This is a genomic window from Photorhabdus sp. RM96S (assembly GCF_042879335.1).
In the GTDB taxonomy this organism is placed as follows: domain Bacteria; phylum Pseudomonadota; class Gammaproteobacteria; order Enterobacterales; family Enterobacteriaceae; genus Photorhabdus; species Photorhabdus kayaii.
Genome location: NZ_JBHFKT010000013.1, coordinates 50,023 through 62,564 on the forward strand (window position 1 = coordinate 50,023; position 12,542 = coordinate 62,564).

The window sequence follows — 12,542 nt, forward strand, 5'->3', positions numbered from 1 at the left end:
GCGCTAAGGAGACTGTAATGGCAGATAACAAAGCAACTCTAACCCCAGATGGTTCAGTTGCTATTGAATTGGACGTGCTAACACCGACCCTTGGGTCTAAAGTCATCGACGTTCGTACTCTCGGTTCCCAAGGTTTCTATACCTACGACCCTGGTTTTACTTCCACAGCATCTTGCGAATCCAAGATCACTTACATTGATGGTAACGAAGGTGTATTGCTGCACCGTGGTTTCCCTATCGACCAGCTAGCGACAAAATCCACTTATCTGGAAGTCTGCTATATCCTGCTGTATGGTGAAACACCAACACAAGAACAGTTTGATAAATTCAAAAAAACCATTACCCGCCACACCATGATTCACGAACAGATCCATCGCCTGTTCAACGGTTTCCGCCGTGATTCGCATCCTATGGCCGTACTGTGTGGTGTTACTGGCGCTCTGGCTGCTTTCTATCATGATGCTCTGGACGTGAACAATCCACGTCACCGTGACATTACCGCCTACCGCCTGCTGTCAAAAATGCCGACAGTGGCCGCCATGTGCTACAAATACTCTATCGGTCAACCATTCGTTTATCCACGCAATGATCTCTCCTATGCAGGCAACTTTCTAAACATGATGTTCGCTACGCCATGTGAAGAATATAAAGTGAACCCAGTACTGGAACGTGCTATGGATCGCATCTTTATTCTACATGCGGACCATGAACAAAACGCGTCTACCTCAACAGTACGAACCGCGGGCTCTTCTGGCGCTAACCCATTTGCCTGTATTGCCGCAGGTATCGCTTCTCTTTGGGGGCCTGCTCATGGCGGTGCAAACGAAGCTTGTCTGCGTATGCTGGAAGAAATTCAGTCGGTTGAACATATTCCGGAATTTATTAAACGTGCCAAAGATAAGAATGATGCTTTCCGTCTGATGGGATTTGGTCATCGTGTTTACAAAAACTATGATCCTCGTGCAACCGTCATGCGTGAAACCTGCCATGAAGTGCTAGATGAACTTGGCCTGAATGATAGCCTGCTGGAAGTTGCTATGGAGCTTGAACGTATCGCTCTGCACGATCCTTATTTTATTGAGAAAAAACTGTATCCGAACGTGGATTTCTACTCCGGCATTATCCTGAAAGCAATGGGTATTCCATCCACTATGTTCACTGTTATTTTCGCCATTGCCCGTACTATCGGCTGGATCGCTCACTGGAATGAAATGCATGATGGTGGCGTGAAAATCGCTCGCCCACGTCAACTCTATACCGGCTACACAAAACGTGATTTCGATAGCCAGCTTGAAAAATAATAATAAAATCCCATTACGATAGAAGGCAGAGCTCTAACTTAATCGTTAGGGCTTTATTTAATTGGAAAGATTATTCGGTGAGTACGGCTTAAAGCACCGTCAAAATTGATCTCATCACCTTCCTTATGTATGCTCGTTATCCAAGAGTAGGTACAAGCGACTTACTCTCTAAATTATCAAACGTAGCCTCTATTTGCGTGTGTAGCGAGATCACCAAGATCAAAATTCACAGCTCTATGAATCGGATAGAATAACGTTATTGACAAAAAAACGTTAGTTATGAAAAGCCTGTCAAAAGCTTTGAAGCCCGCCGTTGGTGGGCTTCGTTTATTTCCGTCTTAGGAAAACGTGATTAAACCGGGTTTGGAATATCGATAAAAGTGACATCCAGACCATAATGACCAGCCAACCACTCCCCCAAAGCCTTAATACCATAACGTTCGGTGGCATGATGACCCGCCGCATAAAAATGCAGCCCCATTTCGCGGGCGATATGAACCGTCTGCTCTGACACTTCACCGGTAATAAAAGCATCAACACCAAATTCCGCCGCCTGTTGAATAAAACTCTGACCACCGCCGGTACACCAAGCAAGCGTTCGAATCTCTGCGGGTGCATTGTCACCGATATGCAACGCTTGGCGACCCAGCGCCTGTTCGATACGTGCAGCCAACTCCACCGGCGTTATCGGCTGTTCAAATTCCCCATGCGGCACGAATGGCTCAATCAACCCGACAACTTTCGCATTAATCAGGCGGGCCAATTGCGCGTTATTTCCCAGTGATGGATGAGCATCAAGGGGCAGATGATAACCATATAAATTGATATCATTACAGAGCAGAGTTTTCAGGCGATTACGTTTCATACCACGGATCACTGCTGACTCATTTTTCCAAAAATAGCCATGATGAACGATAATGGCATCAGCCTGATGACGAACCGCTTCATCCAATAAAGCCTGACAAGCAGTAACACCCGTAACAACCCGCTGAATATGAGCACGCCCTTCAACTTGTAAACCATTGGGGGCATAATCCTGAAACTCATCAATTTTCAGTTCTCGGTTAATCACATTTTCCAGATCAATATTACGCATCATATTCGTCCTGTGTATTGATTGTATTGCAATAATATACCGTTACCTGCCACCAATTGTCAGTTGTCAGCGACTTCTGACTGCCATAACCTGCTCTGACTGTTTTAACCATACGGGCTTATCGCTGGTTTTTACCCATACACGATACAAATAACTGTAAAAACGGACGCGATCACGACGAAACAACATAACCGGAAACGCCAGGATACCGAAAGTGACAGCGCCAATACGGCGTAAAAGAACTTGATACCAAGGATACTCACGATATGAAGACATATTAGTCCTCCTTAAAATGATCCCACTTTTCCGCAGGATCTTAAAAATAATCAATCTGTAAATTGTTTAAAATTTTATCGCAAAAAATGAAAATTTACCACTTATCAGACCACTTTTAAGCCGTTATTGTCGCTATATTTTCTATTTTATGTAATTTTATTACATAAAATATGATAAAAATGTAATATTACAAACATTTTATTAACAGTTGGTAAAAATGGGATCAACGATAATCAGAGTCAATTTTTTCATGATCCTATTCCTATAATCATAAATTTCACTTTGCTTAGGAAAAGAACTAGTACTACAGCCGTAGATATCAGAAAGTTGCATTTTCCTTGATGCTCACAACTCTGAGAAACCGCATGAATTAAGATTTTCTATGGGTGTCTTTTCTGTTGAAAAAAGTAAGTACGGCTGTAGTACTAGATTCAATAGATAATTCTTATTGAAAAAAATAAAGAAATTAACGACACAGGCGGGTGAAAATATCCTTTTGATTCTGGCAATAGAATCAAGGATTGCCAATACGATAATTTTCATTGATAATTATTATATGAGCACGGAAAAATGATGTAAGCTTTTACACCATACTGTTTTTCCAGAATGCGAGTAAATTAACTATAACAGATGATAGGAGGAAAGATGAAGGTATTAACTGTTATATTATTGATATTAATAACAAATGTTTCAGGTTGCGTCTCCAAAAAACATTCTTTTTCTATTGACTATAAAGCAAATGGCGAAACTTTTCATTTAACTCCATTATGTATAGAGGAAATTACCCCGAAAAAAGGGGATAATTACTATTCCATTTTCATTAAAGTAAAAAACAACTCTCATTGCAGTAAACCATTTAATCTCTTTATAAAGCAAAACGTAGGAAAAAAACTATCTGTTTTCTTTAATAATAAACCAATATTGAAAAACACCAATATAGTTACACCAATGCATGTCGAAAATGGCTTCTATCAGGCAATAAACTCAAATACAACATTTGAAGAAATAGTCAACTCTTTAAATTGATGAAAATCTATGGCTTTTTTCCCCGAAAAAAGCCATAGATTAATTAAATATTTTTTGTTAAATCATATTAATACTCAACAGTGATTATTTGCCCTTGTGAATGACTTTTAAAACGAATACGATCGACTCCCGCTCCATCATTACCTTGAATAGTATATGAACCAGGTCCCATCGTTCGCACGTTTTTTATGCCTGAGTTTGCTGCATATGCAATTTCAACATCAAAAGATGAAGGAGCTTGAGAAATCGTGTCGAAACTGACTGTATATGGATGAGGCCCTCCCGCATGTTCTAACAAATCAGCCCATGGTCCCCATGTTAGAGGCGGTGCCCAAGCTTGTCTTCTTGCCATGAAAATATCCTCTTACTTTAATCATAAAGTGGATTTGTATTTAAATGTCAATTTAATAACATATTCATCAAGTTAAATGAACACATGTTTCCAAGTTCATACCTGCTTGATTTATCAAGCGCGAAATTTGGATACCTTAATTTAATACATGATGTGCCCATGGCATAAAGATACCACGAAACAAAATAAAAAGAACTAAAATTTATTTATCTTATACAAAGCGGTGAGGAAATAAAATCGCAATTAATTTAAGTTCGATTTTTTCCAATACGCCCCGTTATAATTAGTAAAACATGAATATTATACACCAAGTTTTAATATCCCAATCACTTTAGCAAAATCATCAATAATACATGAATAATCATAACGGTCATATGCAAGATTATTAATTAATTTAAAATCACCTAATATCCTTAACCATTCACTTTCCCATAAGTGTATCTTCTGCTGAAAAAGGGAATTATTGAAATAGTTCTCAGCAAGATAGGTTTCTATTTAAGTCTTCTTTTATTAGTCATTTTTATACTTTTTTTACACATCCATTCACTCTTTTATCAGAATCTTTGCATCTCCTTCCCTAATCTTTATTCATCCAAGTTTTCAGGAGATAAGCAGTGAACATATTTTTCATTTCCGGCGCGTTATTAGTAGCCCTATTACTGGTTTATCTGATTTATGCGTTACTCCATGCGGAGGATTTTTAAATGGCCGCATCCGCTTTTTTATTGATCACCAGTTTTTTACTGATTCTATTGATGCTGGCAAAACCACTCGGAAACGTTATCGCCAACATGATCGACGGTAATATTCCTCGCGGGCTGACTAAAGCAGAATCTGGCCTTTGGCGTTGCTGTGGCTTACAAAAACCTGGCGGCACAGTCAAAGAAATGAACTGGTGGCAATATGCATTAGCTATCACTATTTTTAATCTAACCGGACTATTACTGCTATTCACGCTTTTAGTCACACAACACGCCCTCCCCCTTAATCCTGAACATTTCCCCGGGCTCAAATGGGACTTAGCGCTGAATACAGCCGTCAGCTTTATCACCAATACTGATTGGCAGGCATACAGTGGAGAAAACACACTAAGTTACTTTAGCCAAATGACAGGTCTAACCGTGCAGAACTTTCTTTCTGCCGCGACCGGTATTGCGGTGGCATTTGCGTTGATACGCGCATTTTCCCGTCATGGTGTCAACACCGTAGGAAATGCCTGGGTTGATATCACACGTATCACACTCTATCTGCTATTACCGCTGTCTATGATTATCACGCTCGTTTTTGTCAGTCAGGGTGTGATTCAGAATTTCGAACCGTATCAATTAGCCCATACCATTGAAGGCCAATCGCAATTGCTCCCGATGGGGCCGGTCGCCTCACAGGAAGCCATCAAGTTATTGGGAACCAATGGTGGTGGATTCTTTGGTGCCAGCTCATCACACCCCTTTGAAAATCCAACTGCTATCAGCAATTTCGTTCAGATACTGTCTATCTTCTTGATCCCTTGCGCCCTCTGTTTTGCTTTTGGGCAAGTGGTTAGCGATAACCGTCAAGGGCACGCTCTATTGTGGGCAATGAGCATCATCTTTGTCATTGCCACCGTAGGAGTCATGTATGCCGAACTGAAAGGGAATCCCCATTTCAGTTTGTTAGGAGTCAACAGTAATATCAATATGGAAGGTAAAGAGAATCGTTTTGGCATCCTCGCAACCTCAATTTATGCTGTAGTAACCACCGCAGCTTCCTGTGGGGCAGTCAATGCTATGCATGATTCTTTCACTGCACTTGGCGGCATGATCCCAATGTGGTTAATACAAATTGGCGAAGTCGTGTTTGGCGGAGTGGGTTCTGGTTTATATGGTATGTTACTGTTCGTTCTGCTGACCGTTTTTATCGCCGGTTTAATGATAGGTCGTGCGCCTGAATATCTCGGTAAAAAAATCGAAGTATTCGAGATAAAAATGGTAGCACTGGCGATTCTGGTTACCCCTACACTAGCTCTTTTAGGAACAGCACTTGCCATATCCACCGCCAGTGGACGCGCCGGTATTCTGAACCCCGGCGCTCACGGTTTCAGTGAAGTACTCTATGCCCTCTCCTCCGCTGCCAACAATAATGGCAGTGCTTTCGCGGGCCTCAATGCCAACAGTATGTTCTACAACCTGTTGCTAACCATCATCCTGTTTTTAGGTCGCTTTGGCATGATCCTACCAATACTTGCTATTGCCGGTTCTTTGGTCGTAAAAAAACGCCAGCCTGCCAGCAACGGTACACTGCCTACTTACAGCCCACTGTTTATCAGTCTATTGATTTTGACCATCATGTTAATCGGCGCGTTGACTTTTATTCCGGCTCTAATCCTTGGCCCGGTCATTGAACATTTACAAATCTGGCTAATGGCCCGGTAAGCGCCAAAGAGAGGAATACCATGACCAACAAGCAACAAACATTATTCGAACCCGTTTTGATTCGTAATGCCCTGATTGATTCAGTCAAAAAATGTCATCCGGCTGCACAATGGCGTAACCCAGTGATGTTTGTCGTCTATCTAGGCAGTGGGTTAACCACCATTTTATGGATTGCCATGTTAGCGGATCAATTCAAGGGAAATACGCTGTTCACCGGCAACATCGCCTTATGGCTATGGTTTACTGTTCTATTCGCTAATTTTGCCGAAGCACTGGCAGAAGGCAGAAGCAAAGCTCAGGCGGCTAGCCTTAAAGGGGTAAGAAAAACCAGTTGGGCAACTAAACTAAACTCAGCCAATCGTAGTGCAGCCAGAGAGAAAGTTCCTTCTGACAGCCTACGCAAAGGGGATATCGTCATTATTGAAGCGGGTGAAACCATCCCTTGCGATGGTGAAGTTATCGAAGGTGGCGCTTCCGTTGACGAAAGTGCAATCACCGGAGAATCTGCCCCCGTTATCCGCGAATCTGGCGGTGATTTTTCCTCTGTGACTGGCGGCACCCATGTACTATCTGACTGGCTGGTGGTCGAATGTTCAGTTAATCCCGGTGAAACTTTTCTTGACCGCATGATTTCAATGGTGGAAGGGGCTAAACGTCGTAAAACCCCAAACGAGATCGCACTGACTATCCTGTTGACGGCTCTGACAATTATCTTTCTATTGGTGTGTGTCACTCTGCTGCCATTTTCAATATTCAGCGTGGAGATTAACCATTCTGGCCAACCTATCACTGTCACGGTATTGATAGCATTATTAGTCTGCCTTATTCCTACCACGATTGGTGGTTTACTTTCCGCGATTGGTGTCGCAGGCATGAGCCGCATGCTAAGTGCCAATGTTATCGCCACCAGCGGACGAGCCGTTGAAGCAGCGGGTGATGTGGATGTGCTGCTACTGGATAAAACCGGCACTATCACCTTGGGAAATCGCCAAGCCTCTCAGTTTCTGCCCGTACCCGGCATAACGGAACAGCAGTTGGCGGATGCCGCCCAACTCTCTTCTTTGGCCGATGAAACACCGGAAGGCCGCAGCATTGTTATTCTGGCAAAACAGCGATTCAATCTGCGTGAACGTGATCTGCACTCACTGAATGCAACTTTTGTACCTTTCTCTGCCATGACTCGAATGAGTGGTGTTAATGTGGAAAACCGCATGATCCGCAAAGGCGCTGTCGATGCAATCCGCCGCCATATTGAAGCCAATCACGGAAAATTCCCTGAAGCCGTGGAAATTTTGGTACAGACCGTGGCGCGGAAAGGCGGTACTCCGCTGGTTGTCGCAGAAAATCAACAGGTACTGGGCGTTGTCGCGCTAAAAGATATCGTCAAAGGCGGCATTAAAGAGCGATTCAGTGAAATGCGCCGTATGGGAATCAAAACCGTTATGATTACCGGCGATAATCGTCTGACCGCGGCTGCGATTGCCGCAGAAGCTGGAGTTGATGACTTTCTGGCGGAAGCTACCCCCGAAGCCAAACTAGCCCTGATCCGCCAATATCAATCCGAAGGCCGTCTGGTTGCCATGACAGGTGATGGCACTAATGATGCCCCTGCTCTTGCTCAAGCCGATGTTGCCGTTGCTATGAATTCAGGCACTCAAGCAGCCAAAGAAGCCGGCAATATGGTGGATCTGGATTCCAACCCAACCAAACTGATTGAAGTTGTCCATATTGGTAAACAGATGTTGATGACACGCGGCTCTCTGACCACATTCAGTATCGCCAATGATATCGCAAAATATTTTGCCATTATCCCCGCGGCATTTGCCGTCACTTACCCACAATTAAATATCTTGAATATCATGCACCTGCACTCGCCTACTTCGGCGGTTTTATCGACCGTTATCTTTAATGCGCTCATTATTGTTTTCTTGATCCCACTAGCGCTAAAAGGCGTGAGCTACCGCCCAATGAATGCATCAGCGCTTTTACGCCGCAACCTGTGGATTTATGGTCTGGGTGGTCTGATAGCGCCTTTCATCGGCATCAAACTGATAGATCTGTTGCTGACTTTGCTGATACTTAAATAAAGGTGATGAAAATGATTTGGTTACGTTCTTCTGTTGTGTTGTTGATATTTCTGACACTGATTACCGGCGTAGCTTATCCATTGCTGGCAACAGGTCTGTCAGAACTGATGTTTCCTTATCAAGCCCAAGGTTCTATGGTTAAACAAGATGGTCAAACCGTTGGCTCTGAGCTGATTGGTCAACCCTTTACTAAAGCGATCTATTTTCAGGGTCGCCCTTCTGCTACCGTAGATTATCCCTATAACACCCTGTCCTCTGGCGGCAGTAATTTAGCGACTACCAACCCGATATTGGATGATGAAATCAAACGCAGAGTTGAACAACTGCGTCAATTTAATCGTCAACCTGATATACCTGTGCTGGTTGATCTGGTCACCGCATCCGCAAGCGGTCTTGATCCTCACATTTCACCCGCCGCCGCTGACTTTCAAGCACAGAGAGTCGCTGATGCACGCCATTTACCGATTAAAGTGATAAAACAATTAATCAGGGATAATATTGAGCCCCCCCCATCGGAATTCCTCGGTGAGCCCGTAATTAATGTGTTAAAACTTAATCTTGCCCTTGATAATTTACCAGAGAAAAAACAGTAAGGCTGAATATGGATCAACACGAACCACAGCGCCCTGACCCTGATGAATTACTGACACTGGTTAATGAGAAACAGCGCGGTAAATTAAAGATATTTTTCGGTGCCTGCGCTGGCGTCGGAAAAACCTATGCCATGTTGCAGGAAGCGCAAAGATTGCGTGCTCAAGGACTGGATGTGGTTATCGGCGTGGTAGAAACCCATGAGCGGCAAGGAACTGCCGCTTTACTTGATGGTCTGCCACAACTGCCACTGAAGCAGATCTACTACCGACGGCGCAAAATCAGCGTCTTTGATCTTGATGCTGCCATTGCCCGCCATCCGGCCATCATTTTAGTGGATGAGTTGGCATTCAGTAATCCTCACACCAACCGTCATCCCAAACGCTGGCAGGACGTTGAAGAGTTGCTTGAGGCTGGCATAGATGTACTGACTACCATCAATGTTCAGCATCTGGAAAGCCTCAATGATGTTGTGGGTGATATTACTGGTATCCAGGTCAGGGAAACCGTCCCTGATCATATCTTTGATCAGGCGAATGAAATTGTCTTAGTTGATTTGCCCCCAGATGATCTGCGCCAGCGGCTCCATGAAGGTAAGGTCTATATCCCTAGCCAGGCAGAACGCGCCATTGAACATTTTTTCCGCAAAGGTAATTTAATTGCATTACGAGAGCTCGCTTTGCGCCGGACGGCTGATCGCGTGGATGATCAAATGCGTGCTTTCCGCGACACACAAGGGCATGAACCGGTCTGGCATACCCGTGATAATCTTCTGCTGTGCATTGGTAATAGCTCAGGTAATGAAAAGCTCATCCGCACTGCCGCTCGCCTCGCAGCCCGATTAGGCTGTATCTGGCATGCCATCTATGTTGAAACCCCAAAACTGTACCAACTACCCGAAGGTAAACGGCGCACTATTTTAAAAGCACTCAGATTAGCGCATGAATTGGGGGCTGAAACCGCGACGCTGTCTGAGCCAAACAAAGAAAAAGCAGTATTACGTTATGCCAGAGAACATAACCTCGGCAAAATTCTGATAGGGCGTCGCTGTACCTCCAAACAGAAGCTGTTTGGCTGGCAATTGCGCCCAGGTTTTGCTGATCGATTAGGGAAACTAGGACCAGATTTGGATCTGGTGATTGTCGCATTAGAAGAGCGCAGCCGATGGGATAAAGAGCAGGACAACCGCACTGTCAGTGAAAAATGGCGAATACAGATTCAGGGCTGCCTGATCGCTATTGCGCTCTGTACACTTATTACCCTGTTCTCCCGAACATTCTTGCTGACCCTTGATAAAGCCAATCTTGTCACGCTTTATCTGCTTGGCGTCGTCATCATTGCGCTATTTTACGGACGCCAACCATCAATCTTTGCCGCTTTCATTAACGTCATCAGTTTCGATATCTTCTTTGTACAGCCTCATTGGTCTCTTGCTGTTACCGATATGCAGTACCTGCTGACCTTTACTGTCATGCTAATAGTCGGTGTCGTTGTCGGAAACCTCACCGCGGGAATGAGATATCAGGCGCGAATTGCCCGTTACCGCGAACAACGAACCCGCAATCTCTATGAAATGACCCGTGAACTGAGCCGGGCGCTGAATGAAGAAGATATTGCCCGCACCAGCTACCATTTTCTTACTAATGGTTTTCAGGCTAAAACCGGCCTCTTTTTACCCAACGAGGATGGCAACTTATATCAACTGACGACCAATAATGGCGGCCATATGCTGATTAATGATGCCATTGCAAAATGGAGTTTTGATAAAAATCTACCGGCTGGGGCGGGAACAGATACCTTACCTAGCGTACCTTACCAACTACAGCCTATCGCTACACCTTCTCAGACACTGGCTGTATTGGCGATTGAGCCATCCTATTTGCGCCAATTACTGATCCCTGAACAACAGCGATTGCTGCAAACATTTACCGGCCTGATCGCCAATGCACTGGAAAGATTGCAACTCTCACGCCGGGCAGAATCCGCTAAATTGGATACAGAGCGGGAACAGTTACGTAACTCGCTTCTGGCGGCCCTGTCTCACGATTTACGCACACCGCTGACAGTCCTATTTGGACAAGCGGAAATCCTGATGTTGGATTTATCTGCCGAAGGCTCTCCACATACCAAGCAGGTGAACCAGATTCGTCAACAAATTCTCAGCACTTCCCGTCTGGTTAATAACTTACTGGACATGGCGCGTATCCAATCGGGAGGCATTCAGCTCAATCTGGAATGGCAATCGCTAGAAGAGATCGTCGGCAGTACCTTACGTTCACTGGAATATGCACTCAACCGTCATCCCGTCGCGGTTTCCCTGCCATCCGATTTACTATTGCATTGTGATGCCAGTTTACTGGAGCGGGTATTTATCAACTTGTTGGAAAACGCAATCAAATATACCGATGAGCAAATACCACTAGGTATTAAAGCAACAACAGAAAAAAATCAAATTCATATTGAAGTTTGGGATGCAGGTAAAGGCATTCCGCCGGAACAAGAACAATTAATTTTCGATAAATTCTCCCGCGCTCGCAAAGAATCTGCTATTCCAGGAGTGGGCCTTGGATTAGCAATTTGCCGAGCAATTATTGAAATCCACCAAGGAAAGATTTGGGCAACCAATAACGAAAAAGGTGGAGCAAGTTTTCACTTTGTTCTACCGTTAGAGAAGCCCCCTGAAATTATTACTGAGGAGATGTGATTATTACCAACAATAACACCATTTTGATTATTGAAGATGAAAAAGAGATCCGACGCTTTGTTCGACTAGCTTTGGAAGGTGAAGGCTATCGCGTATTTGACAGTGATACGTTGAAATGGGGCCTAATTGAAGCGGGAACCCGCAAGCCTGACTTAATTATTCTTGATTTGGGCTTGCCGGATGGTGACGGTATTAACTTGATTCGTGATCTGCGCCAATGGAGCGCAATTCCCGTTATTGTTCTCTCTGCCCGCGATAAAGAAGCGGATAAAGTTGCGGCATTGGATGTCGGCGCAGATGATTATCTGAGTAAACCCTTTGGCATCAGTGAACTATTGGCAAGAGTCCGGGTTGCCTTACGCCGTTTTGCCAGAACCAATAAAGAAGAATCGATCGTTCATTTTTCTGATGTGGTTGTCGATCTGGTTAACCGCCGAATCACCAAAAACGATGAAGAACTGCATCTAACTCCGATTGAATTCCGGTTACTCGGTGAATTATTGGCGAATAGCGGCAAAGTACTCACCCAACGCCAATTACTCAACCAAGTTTGGGGCCCTAATTATGTTGAACACAACCATTATTTACGGATTTATATGGGGCATTTACGACAAAAATTAGAAACCGACCCAACCAGACCCAAACATTTATTGACTGAAACCGGCATTGGCTATCGGTTTATGCCTTAATGCCTGAGA

11 protein-coding genes are annotated in these 12,542 nt (G+C 44.1%); 8 read left to right on the forward strand and 3 right to left on the reverse strand.

The window, feature by feature from the left end; translation table 11 throughout:
• Positions 1-17: 17 nt before the first annotated feature.
• Positions 18-1,301 (forward strand): citrate synthase, encoded by a 1,284-nt coding sequence (locus tag ACGF49_RS09855; protein WP_113043780.1) that lies wholly within the window; start codon positions 18-20, stop codon positions 1,299-1,301.
• Between the two features lie 352 nt (positions 1,302-1,653).
• On the opposite strand, the gene ACGF49_RS09860 is transcribed toward ACGF49_RS09855, so the two are convergent.
• Positions 1,654-2,397 (reverse strand): type 2 GTP cyclohydrolase I, encoded by a 744-nt coding sequence (locus ACGF49_RS09860; RefSeq protein ID WP_387490757.1) that lies wholly within the window; start codon positions 2,395-2,397, stop codon positions 1,654-1,656.
• 66 nt (positions 2,398-2,463) lie between these two features.
• A complete protein-coding gene (locus ACGF49_RS09865) occupies positions 2,464-2,673 on the reverse strand; it encodes a YbfA family protein (RefSeq protein WP_387490760.1) in 210 nt (69 codons plus the stop codon).
• A gap of 645 nt (positions 2,674-3,318) precedes the next feature.
• Here ACGF49_RS09865 and ACGF49_RS09870 point away from each other — a divergent pair.
• On the forward strand, positions 3,319-3,699 hold the full coding sequence (locus tag ACGF49_RS09870) for a hypothetical protein (RefSeq protein WP_113043621.1): 381 nt from the start codon (positions 3,319-3,321) through the stop codon (positions 3,697-3,699).
• A gap of 67 nt (positions 3,700-3,766) precedes the next feature.
• Here ACGF49_RS09870 and ACGF49_RS09875 read toward each other — a convergent pair whose 3' ends face one another.
• Positions 3,767-4,051 (reverse strand): colicin Z C-terminal domain-related protein, encoded by a 285-nt coding sequence (locus tag ACGF49_RS09875; RefSeq protein WP_113043622.1) that lies wholly within the window; start codon positions 4,049-4,051, stop codon positions 3,767-3,769.
• Positions 4,052-4,665: 614 nt separating this feature from the next.
• On the opposite strand from ACGF49_RS09875, the gene kdpF reads away from it, so the two are divergent.
• From kdpF to kdpE, 6 genes are read left to right on the forward strand one after another with little or no spacing between them, the layout of a single operon-like run.
• Positions 4,666-4,755: a K(+)-transporting ATPase subunit F gene (gene kdpF / locus ACGF49_RS09880; protein WP_113043623.1), complete on the forward strand. Its 90-nt coding sequence runs from the start codon at positions 4,666-4,668 to the stop codon at positions 4,753-4,755.
• On the forward strand, positions 4,756-6,462 hold the full coding sequence (kdpA, locus tag ACGF49_RS09885) for a potassium-transporting ATPase subunit KdpA (protein ID WP_113043624.1): 1,707 nt from the start codon (positions 4,756-4,758) through the stop codon (positions 6,460-6,462).
• A 20-nt stretch (positions 6,463-6,482) separates the two neighbouring features.
• Positions 6,483-8,549, forward strand: coding sequence for a potassium-transporting ATPase subunit KdpB (gene kdpB / locus ACGF49_RS09890; RefSeq protein WP_113043625.1), 2,067 nt, complete (start codon positions 6,483-6,485; stop codon positions 8,547-8,549).
• Between the two features lie 11 nt (positions 8,550-8,560).
• Positions 8,561-9,142, forward strand: a complete 582-nt coding sequence (kdpC, locus tag ACGF49_RS09895; protein ID WP_113043626.1) for a potassium-transporting ATPase subunit KdpC — start codon at positions 8,561-8,563, stop codon at positions 9,140-9,142.
• A gap of 8 nt (positions 9,143-9,150) precedes the next feature.
• Positions 9,151-11,844 (forward strand): two-component system sensor histidine kinase KdpD, encoded by a 2,694-nt coding sequence (gene kdpD / locus ACGF49_RS09900; protein WP_113043627.1) that lies wholly within the window; start codon positions 9,151-9,153, stop codon positions 11,842-11,844.
• Positions 11,841-12,533 carry a two-component system response regulator KdpE gene (gene kdpE / locus ACGF49_RS09905; protein WP_191214880.1) on the forward strand — a complete coding sequence of 231 codons (693 nt, stop codon included), beginning with the start codon at positions 11,841-11,843 and terminating at the stop codon, positions 12,531-12,533. The genes kdpD and kdpE overlap by 4 nt, the downstream gene beginning before the upstream one ends.
• Positions 12,534-12,542 lie beyond the last annotated feature (9 nt).

Excerpts from the sequence above, each read along its gene's own strand:
- ACGF49_RS09865 (WP_387490760.1), bottom strand. The coding sequence starts at position 2,673 with ATGTCTTCATATCGTGAGTATCCTTGGTATCAAGTTCTTTTACGCCGT.
- kdpD (WP_113043627.1), top strand. The coding sequence starts at position 9,151 with ATGGATCAACACGAACCACAGCGCCCTGACCCTGATGAATTACTGACA.
- ACGF49_RS09855 (WP_113043780.1), top strand. The coding sequence starts at position 18 with ATGGCAGATAACAAAGCAACTCTAACCCCAGATGGTTCAGTTGCTATT.
- ACGF49_RS09860 (WP_387490757.1), bottom strand. The coding sequence starts at position 2,397 with ATGCGTAATATTGATCTGGAAAATGTGATTAACCGAGAACTGAAAATT.
- ACGF49_RS09875 (WP_113043622.1), bottom strand. The coding sequence starts at position 4,051 with ATGGCAAGAAGACAAGCTTGGGCACCGCCTCTAACATGGGGACCATGG.
- kdpB (WP_113043625.1), top strand. The coding sequence starts at position 6,483 with ATGACCAACAAGCAACAAACATTATTCGAACCCGTTTTGATTCGTAAT.
- kdpC (WP_113043626.1), top strand. The coding sequence starts at position 8,561 with ATGATTTGGTTACGTTCTTCTGTTGTGTTGTTGATATTTCTGACACTG.
- kdpA (WP_113043624.1), top strand. The coding sequence starts at position 4,756 with ATGGCCGCATCCGCTTTTTTATTGATCACCAGTTTTTTACTGATTCTA.
- ACGF49_RS09870 (WP_113043621.1), top strand. The coding sequence starts at position 3,319 with ATGAAGGTATTAACTGTTATATTATTGATATTAATAACAAATGTTTCA.